Below are 20,855 nucleotides of genomic sequence, written 5' to 3'. Positions count from 1 at the left end.
AATTAGAGCAACTTACTTTAGAAACATTAAAACAACAACAAGACGCTTTGCATAAATTAACATCAGGAGTAGATGAACTGGAAAAAGAACTGCAACAATTCACTACTCAATTCAATAATCAATATACAGATTACGTGAAGCAATTAACAGGAAACTCCTTAAATGATCAAATTAATGAGTGGCAAGACAAGTGGAAAGAACTTTCTGCTCATATGCAACAGCTAACTGTTTCTCCTACAAAAACATCTTTGTCTATCCTTACTCAAACAAGCGGTCAATTTGAAGAAACAACGAAGCAATTTATTGAACAACAACAATTACAACGTGAAGAGGCTCAAAAACAGTTAGAAGGTTTTTTGGAAGATTTCAAGACAAAACAGTTGGAACTCGCAAAAAAGTTCGAGGAAAACTCAAAAAATCTATTTACTTCCATCAAGTAAGAAAAATGTGGGAGCTAACTGCAGCACAAACAAAACTCTTTCTTCCTCCTACTACATCAAGATGGCTAGCATTTTTCGATATGGAAAAGAAGGAGGACAAAATGAATCCATTTCAAGAAGCACAAACCGTCCCGGAGCTTCGTTATGATGAGATTCAAGTCGGTGATCAAGCATCACTTACAAAAACGATTACGGATGAGGACGTTATCAATTTTGCAAAATTGACTGGAGATGTGAATCCTATTCATATTTTAGATTCTTTTGCAAAAACGACAATGTTTAAAGAACGTATTGCTCATGGTATGCTCGTTTCAAGTTTTATTTCTACCATCCTTGGAACGAAACTCCCGGGTAAAAATACGATTTATTTATCTCAAAACGTTTCATTCTGCGCTCCTGTCAAAATCGGCGATACACTTCGCGTTGTGGCAGAGGTCATCAAAAAACGTGACGATAAAAAAATCATTACGTTACAAACAAATATATATAATCAATCGGATGATATTGTCGTGGAAGGTACAGCGACAATACTAAAAAAAGAGTAGCAAAAATTGCTACTCTTTTTTCTATCCAATAACTTCTAATCACACCGATTACTTCCGCGTATGAGCACGCCGGTTCCACATAAAATAACGGTACCAGTTCAGATACATACTTAGCTGAACTGGATTACTCATAAGGATGTGTATCATCATGGCAAAAACAAACAAATTACTAGTTCCAGGTGCTGAACAAGCACTTGATCAATTTAAATATGAAATTGCACAAGAATTCGGCGTAAGCTTAGGGTCTAATACTGCATCACGTTCTAACGGATCAGTTGGCGGTGAAGTAACAAAACGTCTTGTTTCTTTAGCTCAACAACAATTACGTGGATAACAATATAACATATGGCTTAGAGGCAGATATTCTCTGCCTCTTTCTATTTTTAACATACATAATGGTGCTTTTTCACATACTAGTAAAAGCAAACTGAAAGGAACGATATGTAACATGAAACGGATTAACATTCACATGAGTCCTCCCCGTGTTCTTACTTTGTCTTTTATTATGTTATCAATTATCGGTACATGCTTATTAAAATTGCCAATTGCTACAACGACGTCTATTTCATGGCTCGATGCTTTATTTACAACCGTTTCTGCTTGTACGGTTACAGGGCTTGGTGTTGTGGACACTGGGAAAGTATTTACCTTATTTGGCCAATGTGTCATTTTAACACTTATACAAGTGGGCGGACTTGGCATTATGAGCTTTGCTGTTTTAATTGCGATTATGCTTGGCAGAAAAATTGGCCTTCAAAACCGAATTTTACTACAACAAGCATTAAATCAAACGAATATAGGCGGTGTCATTCGTCTTGCCAAAGCATTATTTTTATTCTCTTTTACAGTCGAATGTATCGCTGCTTTCATTCTTTCTTTTGAATGGGTACCGAAATATGGGATTGCTAAAGGGATCTATTATAGCTTTTTTCATTCCATCTCTGCTTTTAACAATGCAGGTTTTTCTGTTTGGAGCGATAATTTAATGTCCCACTCTCACAGCATTCTTGTCAATCTCGTCATTTCCTCCCTCATTATTTTAGGGGGGATTGGTTTTACAGTAATCGTAGATATAAAAAGAAAGAAAAATTTTAAAAACCTTACATTACACTCAAAACTTATGCTCTCTTCTACTCTAATCATCAATATTATTGCGACTGTTTTTATTTTTATATTCGAGTTTCACAATTCTCTTTCTATGAGAGGCTTTACCCCATTTGAAGAAGGCATGGCTGCTTATTTCCAAGCTATTTCAACGCGTACTGCCGGGTTTAATACAGTTGATATTTCCGCATTATCAAAGCCTTCCCTTTTATTAATGATGCTTCTAATGTTTATCGGAGCCGGTAGTGCTTCAACTGGCGGTGGGATTAAATTAACAACCTTTTTAATCATGTTTTTTGGGGTATTTAAATTTTTACAAGAACAAGACGATATTGTCGTGTTTAAAAAATCCATTAAAGATACTCTCATTGTCAAATCATTGACCATCGCTATTATTTCTATTTCATTTATTTTTTTTGCTATTTTAATTTTAAGCATTACTGAGCGAGTTCCTCTATTGATGAGTGCTTTCGAAGTATTTTCAGCATTTGGGACTGTCGGTCTCAGTATGAATTTCACACCACACTTAACGATGATTGGAAAAGCTATTATTATCTTTATGATGTTTTTTGGGAAGATGGGGCCTTTAACATTAGCTTTTTCATTTGCACGTAAAAAGAACCGGAAAATAAAATATCCGAATGAAGACATTTTAACAGGTTGACAACCGTATAAATTATCCATATAATGAGAGTACAATAGCATATCTCCAAAGGGGAGTAGCGTCCAAGAATATTTCTTGGAAACAAAGTCGTCATTACGTAGAACTTAGTTCTTCCGGCTTTGTTGGCATTTTCATTACATATGTCTAGCAAGACCTTTGCCTATTAACGGCAGAGGTCTTTTTTGCATCCATTTCCAAATTCTTCTAAAGTTAATAGGCAGGAGTATGGGGAAACTAAATAGTGGGGAATTCTTCACTTATTTAGTACTTATAGAAATGAGAGGAGAATGTACATGGATGTATCATTATTATTGGAGTATGGTTGGGTATTACTCATCCTAATTGCACTAGAGGGGATTTTAGCGGCTGACAACGCTCTTGTTCTTGCAATTATGGTAAAACATTTACCAGAAGAAAAAAGAAAGAAAGCACTATTTTATGGATTAGCAGGGGCATTTGTTTTCCGTTTCGGATCGTTATTTATGATTTCGTTCCTAGTGGACGTATGGCAAGTGCAAGCAATCGGTGCCATTTACCTTATGTTTATCGCTGGTAATCACTTATTTAAAACGTATGTTAAAAAGAATACAGATGAAGAAACAGAAGAAAAAGAAGCAAAGAAAAAACAAGAGAACTTTTGGTGGACTGTATTTAAAGTTGAAGTTGCAGATATCGCCTTCGCAGTTGATTCTATTTTAGCTGCTGTTGCATTAGCAATGACTTTACCAAAAACAGGTTTAGGTACAATTGGTAGTCTTGATACTGGGCAATTCGTTGTTATCTTTGTAGGTGGACTTATCGGATTAATCATTATGCGATTTGCGGCAACTGCTTTCGTACAAATTTTAAAACGTAAACCAGGACTTGAAACTGCGGCATTCTTAATTGTAGGTTGGGTTGGTGTGAAACTAGCAGTTTATACGTTAGCACACCCTGCATTAAATGTAATTCCGCATTCATTCCCAGAATCTACACCATGGAAGCTTACATTCTGGATTGTATTAGTTGGAATCGCAGCTGGTGGTTGGTTCTTCTCAAAAGAAGTAGAAACAAAAGTAGAAAAGAATTTAGACGAAAAAGCGCTGTAATTACAGCGCTTTTTCTTTTTTCCTTGTCCCCTCTCTATGTCCAGAAAAATTCTATTATACTATTATTTGTAAGCGTTTTCTCCGTCTATGTATGTCCTTTTTGTGAAACATTGCACAAACTTATTGAAACTATGACAGAATCGATGTACTTTATTCATATAAGGAGCATTTATCCCGCTTTAATGGGCAGTAAGACCCCCACCTCAAAATTCAGCGAAAACAAAGAAGTTAGGTGGGGATCAACTGCCCATAAAAGCCCGATTGGTTCAACTAATAATCAGTGGGAGATGAAGAACCCCCCCACTGATTAAAGTTTCATTTTATAGATGATGTACTAAAGGAGCGTATTACTCATGCTAGAACAAGGATTAGATTATGTTGTCAAACTGGCTAAGAGCAAAAAACAAATGTTAGATACAAACCCGATGCAATATTTCATTCGTGCCGCACTTGCGGGTATTTATATCGGTTTTATTATTGTACTATGTTTTAAATTAGGTAACTTTTTTCACATTGCAGATTCACCAGCAACTTATTTAGCTGCTTCTATGTTTTTCGGAATTGCCCTCGTACTTATTATATATGGTGGTGCTGAATTGTTTACTGGAAACACAATGTACTTCACTGTAGCAACATTAAGAAAAGAAACAACAATATCTGATACACTTCGTAACTGGGTTACTTGTTATGCAGGCAATTTAGCTGGCGCTTTATTCTTTGCCTTACTATTTTATGCCACTGGAATTTTCGAAACAATTGATCACAGTCATTTCATGAATAAAGTCGTTGAGGGAAAAATGAATACACCTACAATGCAACTATTCTTTAAAGCAATTTTATGTAACTGGCTTGTATGTCTTGCTTGTTTCTTACCTTCTCAAGTTAAAGGTGATACAGCAAAAATTATGATAATGATGATGCTCGTTTTCACATTCTTCTTATCTGGTTACGAGCATAGCATCGCAAACTTATCGCTGTTTGCTTTATCTTTAGTTTCACCGCATCCAGAGACAATTTCTTTTGCAGGTGCTATTCATAACTTAATTCCAGTTACAATTGGTAACATTATTGGCGGGTCTGTATTTGTCGGTATGGTATACCATTACTTAACAAAGAAAGTACCTGACGTGAAACAAGAAGAAACTGAATTAGGAGCAGCTCAACAAGAAGAAATCATTCCGTTGCAAGCGCATATGAAACATTAAAAACTCCAAAGTTTTACTTTGGAGTTTTTAGCTCCCCACATATTTAACAACAAGATTAGGGTTAATCTCTCCTTCTTCCTTTCCCTTATCCATTCTCTGTTTCATCTTATGCATACCGATGACATCATTCGTATGAAAGTGTATTTCATTCACATATAGCCCCTCTTTACAAAAAGTCTCTACAAAATCTAATCCACTTTTTTCTCCCCATCCCATATTGAAATCAAGGGAAAGAACATTTACCTCATAATCTCGTACCATTTGCAAAGCACATTCTACTGTAGTTGCGAGCACGTAACCGTACGGACAACTTCTTTGATCATCCATATATACATTCATTTTCTATCCCCTCTCTATTTTGCATACGTGACCAACATGTAACATATTGCCCCAAGACTAATAAAAGGACCAAACGGTATTTGAGTCCTCATTTTCATACGTTTTAATACGAGACCAGCTCCAAAGAAACAAAGACTAAAGCAAGATGCTAAAAATAAAACGATAAAAATCCCTTTCAGTCCCACTATAAATCCAAGTAACGAAAGTAATTTTATATCCCCTCCCCCAAGCCCTTCTGGATATATCTTTTGCATGCAGTATAACAAAATGAATATAACGCAACTACCAACTATACTATCTATCCAAGTGACTAACGGTATAAAAACACATTCTAAAATGAGTAAACAAGCAAACCAAGCTAAAATACGATTTGGAATTAACATATATATGTAATCTGTAACTGAAATAATAAGAAGTAACGAAAAAAGTGATAAAACGATAATAAGCTCTCGTTCCACCCCAATCATATATACAGTAAGAAGACATATCATTCCAGTTACAAGTTCAAATACTACGTACAAAATTGAAATTTTCCTCTTACAATTCGTACAACGCCCTCTTTGCATACAAAAAGAAATGATTGGAATCAATTCTTTTGGCTTTAGCACATACTTACAATAATGACAATATGAACGCGGGGTTATGATAGACTCCCCTAGCGGAACTCTCATCGCAATTACCATAAAAAAAGAACCAAACACCATCCCCGCTAACAATGCATATACATAAGTGAACATCCCTTCCTCTCCTTTCCAGAAGAACATAGCAAAAAAAGGAGAGAACTTCTACTTCATATTATCTCTATTCTATTAAAAAAGCAGGCCATTTTCTGGCCTGCTTTCCCCTATTTTATACGATGAAATATACTGCTTTTAATGGTCCATGTACTCCGACAACAAGATTCATTTCTATATCTGCCGAGTTACTAGGTCCTGTAATAAAGTTAATACAAGATGCCACTGTCTCGCCATTTTCTACACGCTTGTTCATATCCTCAACTGCTTGTGTAATACGAGGTACAAGTGTTTCACGTGGAATAATAGCAAAGTATACGGTCGGTAAAAAGTGTAAAGAACGGCCTTGGCCTTTATGACTTTGTACAACGATCGTACCAGATTCGGCTAAAGTATAATCACTAAATGCAATTCCAATATTCGCTCTTTCCGCGATACGCATATTCTCTTCTTTTTTCTCAGGATCCCATACGTTCACTTCAACATTTTGCTTTGGAAGTTCTTCTTTAAATAAAGAAGTCAACCCATAAGAATCAAAACGTTCATCAGCCGATAACATAATCGGTCCCCCGCCGTTTTCAACGATTACTTTTTGAATATCTTCACGTAAACGGTCGTTTGTCGTTTCCACAACAGTTGTATGAATGTTTGTACATTGATTTTTAAATACTTCTAACAATTCTTCTTGTGAATAATTTTTTAACGTTTCTTTATTCACATTGTTTTTCCATACTGGACGTTTTACACCATCCGTTTTACGCGCGCGTCCAAGTTCTTTTGCAATATTATCTAGAAAGGACTCACGGTTTTGAATTAATCCTGTCATTATTTGTCCCCGCCTTTCTTATGATCTTTATACCAATCACGGAATCGTTCTTTACTTGGAGCCGGGAATTCACGAATATCTGTCCAGTTTTTAAGTGGCCCAACACCTTTTGATACACGGTTACCAGATGTAAATGGACTCATTGCTGCTGGCGCCATCTTTGATCCCATTTTATATAAAGCTGCTGAAGATGCACCCATACTAAACATTTTCATTGCTAATTTTTCTGCAAGTGGAGCACGACCTTCTTGCTCAACGATAACTTGACGATGTTTTAATAATAAATCATGCAATGGAATTTTTACTGGACAAGCTTCTGTACACGCTCCGCATAAACTAGAAGCATAAGGAAGCTCTTTGTAATCATCATATCCACCTAAAAGTGGTGTTAATACCGCCCCGATTGGTCCTGAGTATATAGAGCCATATGAATGTCCACCAACATGTCGATATACAGGGCATACGTTCACACAAGCAGCACAACGAATACATTGCAACACTTGACGGAATTCAGAACCAAGAATTTGAGAACGACCATTATCAACCACAACTAAGTGGAATTCTTCTGGTCCATCTACTTCCTCTTCTTGAATTGGTCCCGCTACCGTTACATAACTTGTTAACTTTTGACCTACTGCACTACGACATAGTAAACCAACTAAAACATCTAATTCTTCCATTGTCGGAACCATACGTTCCATACCCATAACCGCAATTTGTGTTTTTGGAATCGACATAACAAGATCGGCATTACCTTCATTCGTTACTAAACAAAGAGAGCCAGTATTTGCAACAGCGAAGTTACAACCTGTCACACCAATTTCTGCATCCATAAATTTTTCACGAAGTTGTTTACGAACAAACTTTGTCATTTCGTATGGATCATCAGAATTTTCATAGCCAAGCTTTTCTTTAAATACATCACGAATTTGCGTTCTATTTTTATGAAGAGCAGGCGCAATAATATGTGAAGGTGGATCGTTATCTACTTGCAGAATATACTCTCCTAGATCACTTTCTAACACTTCACAACCGATTTCTTCAAGCGCATGGTTCATACTAATTTCTTCTGTTACCATTGACTTTGATTTTACTACCTTTTTTGCCTGCTTCTTTTTTGCAACGTCTTGAATATACTTTGCTGCTTCCTCTTTCGTTTTCGCAAAGTACACATGTCCGCCTCTTTTGGATACATTTTCACTTAACTGCATTAAGTAATAATCAAGATTTTCTAACGTATGTTGACGAATTTCTTCACCGAGTTCACGCCATTCTTCCCAGTTTCCTAATTCATCTGCTGCTTTTAAACGATTCGTATATAAGCGTGTTTGTGCAGAAGATACTGCTCCGCGCATAAACGAATCTTGAATTCCATCGCCAACGCGATCATTAAATTTTTTCTCACTGATTTTCATAGACATAGCTTATGTTCCCCCTTCATGAGCGACTATTCAGTACCTCAGCAATATGCATTACTTTTATTTCTTTTCCTAAACGCTCAATACGTCCGCCAATGTTTAACAAACACCCACAATCTGCACCGATTAAATAATCAGCGCCTGTTTCCATTGCACTATCTACCTTTTCATCTACCATTTGCTCAGAAATTGGAGTCATCTTCACTGAAAACGTTCCCCCAAACCCGCAACAATTTTGCACATTTGGTAACTCTCTCACAGTTAAGCCTTTTACATTTGATAATAAAATTCCTGGTGCCTCTGTTACTCCAAGCATACGTGTCATATGACATGATTTATGAATAGTAGCAATCCCTGGTAAACTTGCACCAACATCAGTAACCTTTAAAACGTCTACAATAAATTGTGTAAATTCATATGTTTTATCAGCAACTTTTTGTGCACGTTTAGCCCACTTCGGATCATCTTTAAAAACATGCGGATACTCATGAAACATTGTCGCACAAGAACCAGATGGCGTAACGATATATTCTGCATCTTCAAAAGTTTCAATCATATGTTTCATCGCTTCTTTTGCCGCTTCTACATGGCCGCTATTATAAGCAGGCTGACCGCAACAAACTTGTGCTTCTGGAAATTCAATTTCACAACCTAAACGCTCCAACACCTCAACTGTTGCTTTGCCGACATTTGTTTCAAACATATCGACTAAACAAGTAACAAATAAAGTAACTTTCATAATTATTACTCCCCCTTTTTACAACTCCACCAACAAACATATGGTCATCAGATGACTAAGGAGAGAAGAAATAGGCTCAACCATGGCCTATCCTCTCCCTCTTCTAAAGAAAACGCTTACTTAATCTCTCTCTATTTTATCAGAAAATTAGATTTTTAAAAGATTAAATTAAGAATTTATATCGTTTCTACCTGTGACAATATGTTCTACATTTGTTAAATGATCTAGCATTGCTTGCTGCGCTAATTCTACATCTTGCTTTAACACTGCATCATATATAACTTGATGCTCTTCTATAAGTCGTTCTGATGTTGTTTGTTCACCATATAAAATAATGCGTCTTGATTCACCAATCGTTTCAGCAATCATCTCTGAAACATGATTCATAAGTTCAAGCAAAATGTTGTTATGCGAAGACTCTGCAATTCCCATATGGAACTGAAAATCTGCTTTTTCACCAGCTTTTTCATCTCCAACGCTCTTTGCCATTTCATCTAACCAATGCTTCATATTTTGTAAATTATCTTCCGTACGTTTTGCCGCAGCTGCTCGAACTGCCCCCACTTCAAGCACCTTTCGTACTTCTAATAAATTCAAAATATCTTCTTTCTTCATCAATAATCTATTGTTTAATGATTTTGTTAATGAAGAAGAATCGAAGTTCTTCACATATGTACCTTCTCCTTGTTTCATCTCAATTAAGCCCATTGCTCTTAGCGCACTTAGCGCTTCACGAACAGCAGATCTACCAACTTGAAACTGCTCAGCTAATTGATGTACAGGAAGTAGTTTGTCACCAGGTTTTAACGTACCATTTTTAATCATTGTTAAAATAGCTTCAGATACTTCTTCGTAAATCTTTTTCGGTTTAATAGATTTGTACTCCAGTTAAATCACCTCAGTATCTTCCAAACAACAATTGAAACGATTTATAAGAAATTTGCATCATAACTATTTTAGAACGAATTAGTAAGAAGTACAAATGTTTTGTTCATAAAATCGTCAAAATTCCGATATTTATTACATATTAATTTATATCTTACGTATAATTATTGTCTTCCATATAAAGAGCATGCCCTAAAAATTAGAACATGCTCTCCTCATCCTGTACTTTCAATTTAATACTAACCGTCGTACCGTTCCCTTTTTCACTTTCAATCCGCCACTGTCCGTCATGTATATGAACAATTTGTCTTACAATTGCCAGGCCTAAACCTGTTCCACCATGTTGACGACTTCTCGCTTTATCAACTCGGTAAAAACGCTCGCCAAGGTTTTCCAAATGCTCTGTATCAATACCGATCCCCGTATCTTTTATGTTCAATTCACAATAATCATCTATCTGTCTGAGCGTTACTATAATATCCCCGTTTTGATTTGTATACCGTATCGCATTATCTAACACGTTATGAAGCACTTGTTGCATACGATCCTCATCAATCATTACAATGATTTCTGGATTTAAATTTGTTGAAATACGAATTTTCTTTTCTATAAACTTAATCTCATACGTATCTAACACATCTTCAATTAGTTGTGAAAAAACGATAGGTTGTTTCTTTAACGGAAAATGTTCCCCTTCTAATTGTGCCAAATCTAATAAATCATGAACGAGACGCTGCATACGATCTGCTTCTTTATGAATAAGCTGTGTTACTTTTTCCTGCTGTGGCCCCTTCGCTACACCATCTAAAATAGCCTCGCTATATCCTTTTATATAACTAAGCGGTGTTCTTAGTTCATGCGAAACGTTGGCTAAAAACTCCTTACGCTTTACGTCTTCTGTCTCCAAAGAATTTGCCATTTTATTAAATGCTTTTCCTAATCGCCCAATTTCATCTTCAGAAGAAATTGTAATTCGTTCTGAGAAATCCCCCGTAGCCAAATGATTGGCAACTCGTTCCATTTGCGAAAGTGGTTTCGTAATAGCAATAATAATTTTTCTACCAATCCATATTGTCAGTAAAGTTATAGCAAGTGCTAACGGTGCTAAAATAAGACCCATATCATATATTAAGTCTTTTATACTTTTTAAAGGAATATAAGAATATACAATACCAACTAATTTTTTATTTTCTAAAACAGGGATGACAACCCCCATAATATTACGGTCAAAATGTTCCTCGTACCCTATCTTTGTCACAGTTTTTCCATCTAATAATGCTTGCCTGTCCCCTTCACTTATAAGAGAATGATGGTGCACATCAAATGGTAAACATGCGCTTAAATCACGTGGGTTCGATACGAAAAGAACGTCTGAACTAGATATTTGATCAAATGCTCTTACTTTCTCTTCAAAAATTGATATTCCTTCGCGCTTATCATATTGCGCAGAAAGACGCTTCCCTTCCATTACTAATGAATCTTTTAAATTATCAACGTATAGTTTTTCATACGAGTATAAAGATACGAAATAAAGAAAAGAAACTGTTACAAATACTGCACATACTACTGTCAGCCAAAGCTTCTGTACCATCGTAAACATACGTTACACCTCAAATTTATAGCCTACACCCCAAACAGTTTGAATGTAGTTTCCACTTTCTCCAAGCTTCAAACGCATCGTTTTCACGTGCGTATCTACGGTTCTTGTACTTCCGGCATAATCATATCCCCATACCTTTTCTAGCAATTGTTCTCGGCTAAATACTTGTCCCGTATGTTGGCAAAGAAAATAGAGTAAATCAAACTCTTTTACTGTAAGAGAAATTGGCTCACCATCCACCTCAATTTTCCTACTTTTTTCATTAATAAGGATCGGTCCAAACTGAAATTCCTCTTGTTGCTCTTGCTTTGTATAACGCCTTAATACAGCTTCCATACGAGCAATTAATTCACCAGGACTAAATGGCTTTACAATATAATCATCTGCTCCCATACGTAAGCCGTTCACCCTATTCCACTCTTCACCTTTTGCTGTTAAAAATATTATTGGTACATCTGACGTTTTTCTAATTTCTTTACAAACTGAAAGTCCATCCATCTCTGGCATCATAATATCTAGTACAACGAAATCATAATGATTTGTCTCTAATTTTTTTAGAGCTTCTTTTCCATTTTCAGCTTCTCCCCACTCGTATCCGAAATTATCTAAGTACATTCCAACAAGTTGCCTCATATCACTTTCATCATCTACAACTAGCACCCTATATTTACTCATTGTCCTTCCCTTCTCTCTCTATGAGTTGAAACGGTCCTTTTCCGACTTTAATTGTTTGTTTTATTTTCAAATTCTTCATATCCATGACGCACACTTCATCACTATCATAGCTTGCTACGTATCCTTCTGCTCCGCTCTTCAAAAATGCAAATGGGTTCGATCCTACTTCTACAGAAGCCACCTCTTTATACGTGCTAACATCAAACTTTCTAAGCGTATTCGAACCGTGACTTAATGCATATACATACTTATTATCCTTCGTAATATTCACAGGCATAAACGGAGCGTGTAAAGAACGTACCATTTCTCCGCTCTGCAAAGAATACACTAATACTTTCTCATTTACCTGATTTCCATCACCATGTCCGCCAATCCATATTTCTTTCCCATCTGAACTAATTGTTGCTCCCGTTGACGCTGGTGGAATCATAAAGGATTGGATTACTTCTTTTTTCTTTGTATCAATTGTCGTTAGCTTCGTATCATAAAAGTTTAATACAGATAACTGGTTATGGTACTCTACCATCGTTATTGGTCCTTTTCCTGTCGAAACATTCCCTGTTTCTTTTCCATTAATCGTAAAGAACCTTATCTTTTGGGCATTTTGATCGGCAGCAAATAATTGCTTTTTATCTTCTGATACGACTACATTTACAATGCCTTTTCCTGTTTTATATTTTCCCACTTGCCTTCCTTCTGCTAGTGAATATACATACATGTACTCTAACTGCTTACCATATACAAGTATGTCCTCACCATTTGGAAGTAGTGCAATCCCTGCCATTGGTTCGTTAAGTTCCCATGTCGTAATTAACTTTTTAGTATGTTTATCGACAAAACTAATACTACCTTCTTTTATATTCGTTGTTATAATAACACTTTTATCTTTAGCAATCGATGTATAGGAACTTCCTTGACACCCTACTAATAGAAATAAAAAACAGAGAAGAAAAACATACTTTCTCAAAAGATCCCCTCCATCTTCGGATGATTTCGTTATAATTGTAAAATAACAAATAAATGTGTGGAAAGTGTGAAATTTCCCTTTCCTACTTCATTTACATATATAATGTACAACAAATAGAATTTGAGGTGTGCCAATTATGCTTTTTCCTGATTTAGCGAATAAAATTGTACGAGAAGTACGCAGGCTAATTAAAGAAAATATTATTATCATTAATATACAAGGCGTTATTATCGCAAGTACAGATATAGAAAGAATCGGCCAATTTCATGAGGGCGCACTCCGCTGCGCAAAACAAAAGAAAACTGTCATTATTACAAAAGAGGATGAACGACGTTTGCAAGGCGTAAAGGCAGGTATGAATCTCCCTTTACTATTCCATGACGAAGTAATTGGTGTCATTGGAATTACAGGCGAACCTGAAAATATTTCACAATACGGAGAAATATTACGTAAAATGACCGAACTACTCATCCATGAAAACTACTTTTTAGAACAACTAGAACTTGAACACCGTTCTTATGAGGCATTTGTCTTTGATTGGCTTCAAAATACAGACTGGTCTCCAAGCTTTCTCGATCGTGCCAAAACACTTGGTATTGATTTATATAAGAAAAAACAACTTATTTTGTTCTCTATCGATCGAAATGACACGATGCTTCAGCGTAAGGTTTGGCAACATGTACGCAATCTATTAACAAAGGAGCATTTATTTATTCGCTGGGGAAATGATCGATTCATTTTATTTACAGCCACAAACTCCAAAGAGCAAACATATCAATTTTTAAAACGATTAAAACAAGACTGTGAAACTTTGTTTTCTGTTCCTTTATATATCGGGATTGGACAATCCGTTACGCCAAGCAATATGAACTTATCATACGAACAAGCATTACAAGCTCTTTCCGTATCACTTGAAACGAAAAACATTGTATTTAATGAAGATTTACGTTTAGAAATGTGCTTACAAGATATTTCTGCTGAAACGCGGGAACAGTTTCTAAAGCGCACCATCGAAAACTTACTATCATCGCCTGAACTTATGCACACTTTACGTTTATTTATTGATTATAACCAATCCTATAAACAAACAGCGGAGCAATTACATATCCACATTAACACATTGCATTACAGACTAAAAAAAATTGAGGAGTATACAGGACTTGATCCGAAACAATTCAAAGACTTAAACATTTTATACTTCTCGCTCCTCTTATTAGATAATCATACAAAAAAGAATGATAAAATAGATTAATCTTTAGATGATTATACATAGAAAGAATCCTCCAACTTTTTTATCATTATAACGAAAGCACTGTGACAACGTTTTTTATGATGACTAATTACGTTAACAGTTTGAGGGGGATTTCCAATGTTAGAAAAACAAATTATTGATTCATTCGTATCCATTGTTGGCGAAGATAATGTGGATACATCCAATATGGGGCGTTTAACGTATAGTTATGATGCCACTCCAAACTTCCAAGCAATGCCTGATGCAGTCATTGCTCCTCGTAATACAAATGAAGTAGCTGAAGTGTTAAAAGTATGTAACACTCATCATATTCCTGTATATGTTCGTGGTTCTGGAACAAACCTTTGTGCAGGGACATGTCCACTTGAAGGCGGTATCGTCCTTATCTTCCGCCATATGAATAACATTTTAGAAATTGATGAAGAAAATTTAACAATTACTGTACAAGCTGGTGTTATTACCCTTGATATTATTAAAGCGGTGGAAGAAAAAGGTTTATTTTATCCACCAGATCCAAGCTCAATGAAAATTTCTACAATTGGCGGTAACATTAATGAAAACTCAGGTGGATTACGTGGATTAAAATATGGCGTAACACGTGATTATGTGATGGGTCTTGAACTTGTCTTACCAAATGGTGATATGATTCGTACTGGTGGTAAATTGGCAAAAGATGTAGCTGGTTACGATTTAACTCGTTTATTTATCGGTTCTGAAGGAACACTTGGCGTCGTGACTGAAGCGATATTAAAACTTGTTCCTATGCCTGAAACGAAGAAAACGATGCTAGCACTATATGAAGATATTAATGAAGCTGCACGTGCTGTTTCTTCTATTATTGCAAATAAAATCATTCCAGCGACACTTGAGTTTTTAGATCAGCCGACCATTGAAGTAGTAGAAGAGTTTGCACAAATCGGTTTACCAACTGATGTAAAAGCAATTTTATTAATTGAACAAGACGGCCCGCCTGAAGTTGTGAATCGAGATATTGAAAAAATGGCTAACGTTTGTCGTTCTATGAATGCAGTTGATGTTCGCGTTGCAAAAGATGAAGCGGAAGCCGATGCGCTTCGTACAGCTCGCCGTAGTGCACTGTCAGCACTGGCAAGATTAAAGCCTACTACAATATTAGAAGATGCAACGGTACCACGATCACAGATTGCTCCGATGGTTGAAGCCATTAATGCCATTGCTAAAAAATATAATATTCCTATTTGTACGTTTGGACATGCTGGCGATGGTAACCTACACCCCACTTGTATGACAGATGCTCGCAACGAAGAAGAAATGTACCGAGCTGAACAAGCTTTCGCTGAAATATTTGCAAAAGCAATCGAACTTGGTGGCACGATTACTGGTGAACATGGTGTTGGTGCAATGAAAGCTCCGTATTTAGAAATGAAATTAGGTAAAGAAGGTATTGCTGCTATGCAAGGAATTAAACACGCCTTCGATCCAAATAACATTATGAATCCAGGAAAGATGTTCGCGAAGGACACTCGCAAAAGAGTGGTGGTTGAGCGATGACAACATTAAATAAAGAAAACATTCAAAAAGAATTTAAAGAACGATTAAGTGAAGATGAACTACTAAACTGTATGCGATGCGGTTTCTGCTTACCAACTTGCCCTACCTACATTCAATCTGGATATAAAGAATCACATTCACCACGAGGACGTATCGCATTAATGAAAGCGGTCGTTGATGGTTTAATTGAGCCAGATGAAGATGTTGAAAACACATTAAATGTTTGCCTCGGTTGCCGTGCTTGTGAGCCTGTTTGTCCATCCGGTGTAAATTATGGACATTTATTAGAAGAAGCTCGAGATATTATTAATCAAAATAAAAAATTCTCAGTGCCAGTGAAAGCTGTTCGAAAAGTCGTTTTTGAAGGATTATTCCCGCATCAAAATCGAATGAGAACATTAACCGGACTAATTGGTTTTTATCAGCGTTCTGGTTTACAAACGCTAACACATAAAACAGGGATTATGAAGTTATTCCCTGAAACACTTGCAACAATGGATCTCGTTTTGCCTAAGGTTCCTAAAATGAAAGCAATGAAAGATCGTCCTGAATTTTTACATGCTGAAAGTACGAAGAAGAAACAAGTTGCATTCTTCACAGGTTGTTTAATGGATACAATGTTTTTAGAAACAAATAACGCAACGATGAAACTGCTTCAGTTAGCTGGTTGTGATATCGTTATTCCGAAAACACAAAGTTGCTGCGGGGCATTACATGGGCATGCTGGTGAGAAAAATGGAGCAAAAGAATTAGCAAAACGCAATATAAAAGCATTCGAAGATTTAAACATCGACTATATTATTACGAATGCTGGTGGTTGCGGAGCTTACCTCGTAGACTACGATTACCTGTTAAAAGATGATCCACAGTGGGCTGAACGTGCAAAGCAGTTCGTTTCTAAAATTAAAGATATTACTGCTATTCTAGTAGAACTAGATTTCCATAAACGTAATGACTTACGAGTCACGCCGCAAGTTATTACGTATCAAGACTCTTGTCACTTACGCAATGTTATGCGAACATCTTCAGAACCTCGTATGTTACTAGAAGCAATTCAAGGCGCAACATACCGTGAAATGAAAGATGCGGATCGCTGCTGTGGTTCTGCTGGTATTTATAACATTGTTCATTCAGAACTATCCATGGAATTTCTAGATTACAAAATGGACCGTGTGCATGAAACAGAAGCAGCAACCATTGTTACTGCAAATCCAGGTTGTTTATTACAAATGAAATTAGGCATTGAACGAGAAGGTCTTTCTCATAAAATGAGAGGAATTCACATTGTTGATTTATTATTAGAAGCAATTGAAACCAACTCGTAATAACTCGTAACATACGTAATAATAGGAAAACGGCTATCTCCTTCGTCTATGTAAAGAGATAGCCGCTTTTTTGTCCGCTACAACATTAAAAATATGTTACTTTATTATAAAAAAGAACAACAGAAACATTACAGTTTTGTAAAAATCAATCCAGTATATTCCTCAAAAAAACGCTCAAACCATTGATACAATAGGATTCTTCATTTTCAATATAGGTACATTTATCCAAAAACCCCCTCTTATAACCACGTATAAAAATGTTGAAAATTCCTTTTATACTCTATGTTTCTCTTATTTTTCCCCCTTTCCCTTCTTAGGATAAATTAGGTAAATTTTAAGTCTATGAATTTTTTTCCATCTTTTTTCTCACAAAATCTATGCTACGATGAATTTGTCAGTCAGACAGGCTGTCAAAAACAAATCGTGTGAAAACAAATTAAAACTTTATATAGGGGGACACACATCATGAAAAAGCGTGTTTTATTATCTGTAGCTGCTGCAACGGCTCTTACTTTAGGAGTATCTTCTCTAGATGCACAAGCTGCAACAGTACAACCATCTAACATAAAGGTTCAAAATATTCAGCATTCAAAAGTGATGATGAAGCAAATGAGCCAACAAGAATTACAAGCATTCTTACAATCTATGGGCGTTGAGTCATTGGCACAATGGCAACAAGGAAACTTCCAACCAAATTGCATTATTCCTGGTCAACAACCTACTGAAAATGTTGTAACTGAGCAACCAACAGCTAAGCCAGAAACTCAAAAGCCTGCTGAGCAAAAACCTGCCGAGCAAAAGCCTGCTGAAGAAGTTCAAAAACCAGAAGCTCAAAAGCCTGCTGAAAACAATAATACGCAGAAACCGGCTGAACAAAAACCGGCTGAGCAAAAGCCTGCTGAAGAAGCAAAATCTTTAAGCGAGTTCGAACAACGTGTTGTTGAATTAACAAACGCTGAGCGTGCAAAACAAGGTTTACCAGCTTTAAAAATCGACACTGAATTAAGCAAAGTCGCACGCATTAAATCTGAAGATATGCAAAAAAATAACTACTTTGATCATAACAGCCCTACATACGGGTCTCCGTTTGACATGATGAAGAAATTTGGTATTTCTTATACATCTGCAGGTGAAAACATCGCCCAAGGCCAACGTACACCTGAAGAAGTAGTACAAGCTTGGATGAACAGTGCTGGACACCGTGCAAACATCTTAAATAATGGCTTCACTCACATCGGTGTTGGCTATGTAGAAAGCGGTAACTACTGGACACAACAATTTATTACGAAGTAAATAGATTAAAAGAGTCTTCTCATAATGAGAAGACTCTTTTTTACGTTTCATAACTTTCTATTATGTATGAGTATAAAGCGTAGAACATAAACAAAATAGAACCACCACTTATTACGCTAAGTAACACATAAAACCCCCATTTCAAGTTCAAAAACAATGAAAACAATATACTACATGCCATCACTTGAAAAATCCGTCTACTCACTAAACGGATCTTTTTTAATTTGATTGAGTCTTTTTCCGTACTCTGAACTTTTTTAAACGCCTTACTAAGCATAAAAAGAAACATACTAATCCCTATTGTTAGTCCTGTTTGAAAGGATATCATGCTTCCAAAATTAATAAAGAGAATTAGCATATGGATAAACAACATAAATAAAGTAATCGTCTTTAGAAATCCACTTATCATGACATGCTCGTCTTCATTAAACTTATATATATTATGTGAAATAATATACATCAATCCATGTAAGAAAATAATAAGACAAGGAATAAGTGCTATAACAACTTGTTTACTCATAAACTCGTTTGGCCGACCATTTACATCCCAATGTACCGCCAAATGCTCTGGTAAATATGGATAGAGACATAGAGTCACTAAAAGACAAGCAAAAAATATTCCTAGTATATATTTATATTTGATCAAGTGATTCTCACCTCTCTTTTCTCTTAACGGCTTCGCTTCTTTTAGAGAAATTCCTGCAAAAATCTACTTTTCTCAAATTTAAACTTACACTTTACGCATTCACTCTTTGAAATTCTTTCATTGTGTCATTTAATTTTGTAGGAAATGGTACATCAACTTCAATCTCTTCTTTCGTAATTGGGTGTAAAAAGTTTATCTTCATCGCATGTAACGCTTGCCTAGACATATATTTCGTTCCTCCACCATATAAAATATCCCCAACTAACGGATTACCATTATAGCTCATATGAACACGAATTTGATGGGTTCTACCAGTTTCTAATTGTAACGTTACGAGCGTAACATTTTGTTTTTTAAAATACTTCTCTACTTTATAATATGTGATTGCTTGATCCCCCTTTGGAGAAACACGTCGTCTCGTCGCATGATGGCGATCTCTTCCGATAGCCGCGTCAATTGTTCCTTGCTTCTTTTTCACTTTCCCTTCTACAAGAGCCGCATATGTTCTTTTAATTTTTCGTTCCATTAATAAACGATCCATAATTGCACCAGCAATTCTATGTTTAGCAAACACGACACCACCTGTCGTATCTTTATCTAACCGATGAATATGACGAACCTTCGTCTCTAAACCTTGCATTTGAAAATGAAAGGCAACAAGATTTGCAAGTGTTCCCATCCCGCCTTTTTCAGCAGGGTGCGTATCCATCTTCTCAGGCTTATTGACAATGAGTACATGATCGTCTTCATATACTACATCTAATTCACCATATTCAGGCTCTACACCGTATTCTTCCTCCATAAACATATGAACTTGTAACTTTTCGTCCTCTTTTAAAAGCTCATTCCATCTTCTCTGTTCTCCGTTAACAGTAACACCTTTTTCCATACGAAGCTGATGTAACAACTTTTTCGGTATTTCCCATTCTATTTTTAATAACGACTCAATGCTTATACCATTCCATTTCGCTGGCACAGTAATTTCGCACCACTCGCCCTTCTTCTTCGTTTCCATACTGTATCACCTTATTTCTATTGATTCTCTCATTGTAACGGAAAATACACTTTGATGCACCGTCAAAAATAGAGGACAGTCTTATAATAGACTGCCCCTCACGCTCTACGCCTTCTCATTTCCTGCAACACTTCTTCCGCTTTTTGTTCATACGATAAATCTTTAAAGAAATCCGCCAATCTCTTATAATCGTTATACGTATCTAATAAGTCATCCATCTTTTCTGTTTTCATCACTTGTTGTTTTTGCTTCATTTTTACCGGATAACGATATCCCGATACTTCTTGTATTTTGTAATACTCATCCTCTACTTGAATAACCTTTACAAGTTCCTCTTCTTCCGCATCCATCGTATACCCATCAAAATCTCTAAGCAATTCATAAATGATATGAGTCCACTCATCTTTTGGATAAAACCCTTTTTCTAACCGATAACCGACAATGCGATACATATGCCCATCATTTTCTGCAAACTGTACTGTATCATTTAGCTTAAACTTAAAATAACGAAACATTGCCTTCACCTACTTATATGTAATGTTCTTATCACATACTATTTGCAAAA

22 protein-coding genes and 1 riboswitch are annotated in these 20,855 nt (G+C 36.1%); of the genes, 10 read left to right on the top strand and 12 right to left on the bottom strand.

What is annotated here, in order from left to right:
• The 6 genes from phaP to MR083_RS19115 all read left to right on the top strand — a co-directional run.
• The coding region (phaP, locus tag MR083_RS19140) for a polyhydroxyalkanoic acid inclusion protein PhaP (RefSeq protein ID WP_242269709.1) at positions 1–440 on the top strand (440 nt) is incomplete at its 5' end.
• A 101-nt stretch (positions 441–541) separates the two neighbouring features.
• Positions 542–985 (top strand): MaoC family dehydratase, encoded by a 444-nt coding sequence (locus tag MR083_RS19135; RefSeq protein ID WP_001067914.1) that lies wholly within the window; start codon positions 542–544, stop codon positions 983–985.
• 148 nt (positions 986–1,133) lie between these two features.
• On the top strand, positions 1,134–1,319 hold the full coding sequence (locus MR083_RS19130; RefSeq protein WP_001140707.1) for an alpha/beta-type small acid-soluble spore protein: 186 nt from the start codon (positions 1,134–1,136) through the stop codon (positions 1,317–1,319).
• 114 nt (positions 1,320–1,433) lie between these two features.
• On the top strand, positions 1,434–2,753 hold the full coding sequence (locus MR083_RS19125) for a TrkH family potassium uptake protein (protein WP_000822320.1): 1,320 nt from the start codon (positions 1,434–1,436) through the stop codon (positions 2,751–2,753).
• Positions 2,754–2,791: 38 nt separating this feature from the next.
• Positions 2,792–2,957: riboswitch (yybP-ykoY riboswitch) on the top strand.
• A gap of 89 nt (positions 2,958–3,046) precedes the next feature.
• Positions 3,047–3,841: a TerC family protein gene (locus MR083_RS19120; RefSeq protein ID WP_000383322.1), complete on the top strand. Its 795-nt coding sequence runs from the start codon at positions 3,047–3,049 to the stop codon at positions 3,839–3,841.
• Positions 3,842–4,194: 353 nt separating this feature from the next.
• Complete coding sequence (locus tag MR083_RS19115; protein WP_000893047.1) at positions 4,195–5,046, top strand: formate/nitrite transporter family protein; 852 nt, start codon at positions 4,195–4,197, stop codon at positions 5,044–5,046.
• Positions 5,047–5,073: 27 nt separating this feature from the next.
• Here the strand turns inward: MR083_RS19115 and MR083_RS19110 are convergent, their stop codons facing one another.
• From MR083_RS19110 to MR083_RS19070, 9 genes are all read right to left on the bottom strand, one after another.
• Complete coding sequence (locus MR083_RS19110; RefSeq protein ID WP_001103781.1) at positions 5,074–5,385, bottom strand: cyclic-phosphate processing receiver domain-containing protein; 312 nt, start codon at positions 5,383–5,385, stop codon at positions 5,074–5,076.
• Positions 5,386–5,399: 14 nt separating this feature from the next.
• Positions 5,400–6,122, bottom strand: a complete 723-nt coding sequence (locus MR083_RS19105; protein ID WP_000495750.1) for a prepilin peptidase — start codon at positions 6,120–6,122, stop codon at positions 5,400–5,402.
• Positions 6,123–6,234: 112 nt separating this feature from the next.
• Entirely contained in the window at positions 6,235–6,945 is a 711-nt protein-coding gene (locus MR083_RS19100) for a LutC/YkgG family protein (RefSeq protein WP_000147201.1), read from the bottom strand.
• On the bottom strand, positions 6,945–8,366 hold the full coding sequence (locus tag MR083_RS19095; RefSeq protein WP_000061914.1) for a LutB/LldF family L-lactate oxidation iron-sulfur protein: 1,422 nt from the start codon (positions 8,364–8,366) through the stop codon (positions 6,945–6,947). Before MR083_RS19095 ends, MR083_RS19100 begins: the two co-directional genes overlap by 1 nt.
• A gap of 16 nt (positions 8,367–8,382) precedes the next feature.
• Positions 8,383–9,102 (bottom strand): (Fe-S)-binding protein, encoded by a 720-nt coding sequence (locus tag MR083_RS19090; RefSeq protein WP_000869149.1) that lies wholly within the window; start codon positions 9,100–9,102, stop codon positions 8,383–8,385.
• A 168-nt stretch (positions 9,103–9,270) separates the two neighbouring features.
• On the bottom strand, positions 9,271–9,960 hold the full coding sequence (locus tag MR083_RS19085) for a FadR/GntR family transcriptional regulator (RefSeq protein ID WP_254912616.1): 690 nt from the start codon (positions 9,958–9,960) through the stop codon (positions 9,271–9,273).
• Between the two features lie 226 nt (positions 9,961–10,186).
• Entirely contained in the window at positions 10,187–11,587 is a 1,401-nt protein-coding gene (locus MR083_RS19080) for a sensor histidine kinase (protein ID WP_000494833.1), read from the bottom strand.
• A gap of 3 nt (positions 11,588–11,590) precedes the next feature.
• Entirely contained in the window at positions 11,591–12,262 is a 672-nt protein-coding gene (locus tag MR083_RS19075; RefSeq protein WP_000049881.1) for a response regulator transcription factor, read from the bottom strand.
• Positions 12,255–13,229, bottom strand: coding sequence for a YncE family protein (locus MR083_RS19070; protein WP_242269708.1), 975 nt, complete (start codon positions 13,227–13,229; stop codon positions 12,255–12,257). The genes MR083_RS19075 and MR083_RS19070 overlap by 8 nt, the downstream gene beginning before the upstream one ends.
• A gap of 136 nt (positions 13,230–13,365) precedes the next feature.
• Here MR083_RS19070 and MR083_RS19065 point away from each other — a divergent pair, with 136 nt between their 5' ends.
• The 4 genes from MR083_RS19065 (at position 13,366) to MR083_RS19050 (ending at position 18,629) form a co-directional block, all read left to right on the top strand.
• Positions 13,366–14,481 carry a CdaR family transcriptional regulator gene (locus tag MR083_RS19065; RefSeq protein ID WP_016716935.1) on the top strand — a complete coding sequence of 372 codons (1,116 nt, stop codon included), beginning with the start codon at positions 13,366–13,368 and terminating at the stop codon, positions 14,479–14,481.
• A gap of 117 nt (positions 14,482–14,598) precedes the next feature.
• Positions 14,599–16,011: a glycolate oxidase subunit GlcD gene (glcD, locus tag MR083_RS19060; RefSeq protein WP_000890738.1), complete on the top strand. Its 1,413-nt coding sequence runs from the start codon at positions 14,599–14,601 to the stop codon at positions 16,009–16,011.
• A complete protein-coding gene (locus MR083_RS19055; RefSeq protein WP_000209644.1) occupies positions 16,008–17,336 on the top strand; it encodes a (Fe-S)-binding protein in 1,329 nt (442 codons plus the stop codon). The genes glcD and MR083_RS19055 overlap by 4 nt, the downstream gene beginning before the upstream one ends.
• A gap of 465 nt (positions 17,337–17,801) precedes the next feature.
• Positions 17,802–18,629 (top strand): CAP domain-containing protein, encoded by an 828-nt coding sequence (locus MR083_RS19050; RefSeq protein ID WP_000747582.1) that lies wholly within the window; start codon positions 17,802–17,804, stop codon positions 18,627–18,629.
• A 40-nt stretch (positions 18,630–18,669) separates the two neighbouring features.
• On the opposite strand, the gene MR083_RS19045 is transcribed toward MR083_RS19050, so the two are convergent.
• The 3 genes from MR083_RS19045 to MR083_RS19035 form a co-directional block, all read right to left on the bottom strand.
• Complete coding sequence (locus tag MR083_RS19045) at positions 18,670–19,275, bottom strand: DUF1648 domain-containing protein (RefSeq protein WP_000598990.1); 606 nt, start codon at positions 19,273–19,275, stop codon at positions 18,670–18,672.
• Between the two features lie 91 nt (positions 19,276–19,366).
• Complete coding sequence (locus MR083_RS19040; RefSeq protein WP_000448336.1) at positions 19,367–20,290, bottom strand: RluA family pseudouridine synthase; 924 nt, start codon at positions 20,288–20,290, stop codon at positions 19,367–19,369.
• Positions 20,291–20,388: 98 nt separating this feature from the next.
• Positions 20,389–20,805, bottom strand: coding sequence for a hypothetical protein (locus tag MR083_RS19035; protein WP_000490293.1), 417 nt, complete (start codon positions 20,803–20,805; stop codon positions 20,389–20,391).
• Positions 20,806–20,855: the final 50 nt, after the last annotated feature.

The sequence above is a fragment of the Bacillus cereus group sp. BfR-BA-01408 genome (assembly GCF_022663305.1).
Taxonomy (GTDB): domain Bacteria; phylum Bacillota; class Bacilli; order Bacillales; family Bacillaceae_G; genus Bacillus_A; species Bacillus_A pacificus.
Note: the sequence above shows the minus strand (reverse complement) of the source record. Positions and strands in the feature narration are given on the sequence as shown.

Bases quoted from the DNA above. Each gene is read 5' to 3' on its own strand.
- MR083_RS19135 (WP_001067914.1), top strand. From the start codon at position 542: ATGAATCCATTTCAAGAAGCACAAACCGTCCCGGAGCTTCGTTATGAT.
- MR083_RS19130 (WP_001140707.1), top strand. From the start codon at position 1,134: ATGGCAAAAACAAACAAATTACTAGTTCCAGGTGCTGAACAAGCACTT.
- MR083_RS19125 (WP_000822320.1), top strand. From the start codon at position 1,434: ATGAAACGGATTAACATTCACATGAGTCCTCCCCGTGTTCTTACTTTG.
- MR083_RS19120 (WP_000383322.1), top strand. From the start codon at position 3,047: ATGGATGTATCATTATTATTGGAGTATGGTTGGGTATTACTCATCCTA.
- MR083_RS19115 (WP_000893047.1), top strand. From the start codon at position 4,195: ATGCTAGAACAAGGATTAGATTATGTTGTCAAACTGGCTAAGAGCAAA.
- MR083_RS19110 (WP_001103781.1), bottom strand. From the start codon at position 5,385: ATGAATGTATATATGGATGATCAAAGAAGTTGTCCGTACGGTTACGTG.
- MR083_RS19105 (WP_000495750.1), bottom strand. From the start codon at position 6,122: ATGTTCACTTATGTATATGCATTGTTAGCGGGGATGGTGTTTGGTTCT.
- MR083_RS19100 (WP_000147201.1), bottom strand. From the start codon at position 6,945: ATGACAGGATTAATTCAAAACCGTGAGTCCTTTCTAGATAATATTGCA.
- MR083_RS19095 (WP_000061914.1), bottom strand. From the start codon at position 8,366: ATGTCTATGAAAATCAGTGAGAAAAAATTTAATGATCGCGTTGGCGAT.
- MR083_RS19090 (WP_000869149.1), bottom strand. From the start codon at position 9,102: ATGAAAGTTACTTTATTTGTTACTTGTTTAGTCGATATGTTTGAAACA.
- MR083_RS19080 (WP_000494833.1), bottom strand. From the start codon at position 11,587: ATGTTTACGATGGTACAGAAGCTTTGGCTGACAGTAGTATGTGCAGTA.
- MR083_RS19075 (WP_000049881.1), bottom strand. From the start codon at position 12,262: ATGAGTAAATATAGGGTGCTAGTTGTAGATGATGAAAGTGATATGAGG.
- MR083_RS19065 (WP_016716935.1), top strand. From the start codon at position 13,366: ATGCTTTTTCCTGATTTAGCGAATAAAATTGTACGAGAAGTACGCAGG.
- glcD (WP_000890738.1), top strand. From the start codon at position 14,599: ATGTTAGAAAAACAAATTATTGATTCATTCGTATCCATTGTTGGCGAA.
- MR083_RS19055 (WP_000209644.1), top strand. From the start codon at position 16,008: ATGACAACATTAAATAAAGAAAACATTCAAAAAGAATTTAAAGAACGA.
- MR083_RS19050 (WP_000747582.1), top strand. From the start codon at position 17,802: ATGAAAAAGCGTGTTTTATTATCTGTAGCTGCTGCAACGGCTCTTACT.
- MR083_RS19040 (WP_000448336.1), bottom strand. From the start codon at position 20,290: ATGGAAACGAAGAAGAAGGGCGAGTGGTGCGAAATTACTGTGCCAGCG.
- MR083_RS19035 (WP_000490293.1), bottom strand. From the start codon at position 20,805: ATGTTTCGTTATTTTAAGTTTAAGCTAAATGATACAGTACAGTTTGCA.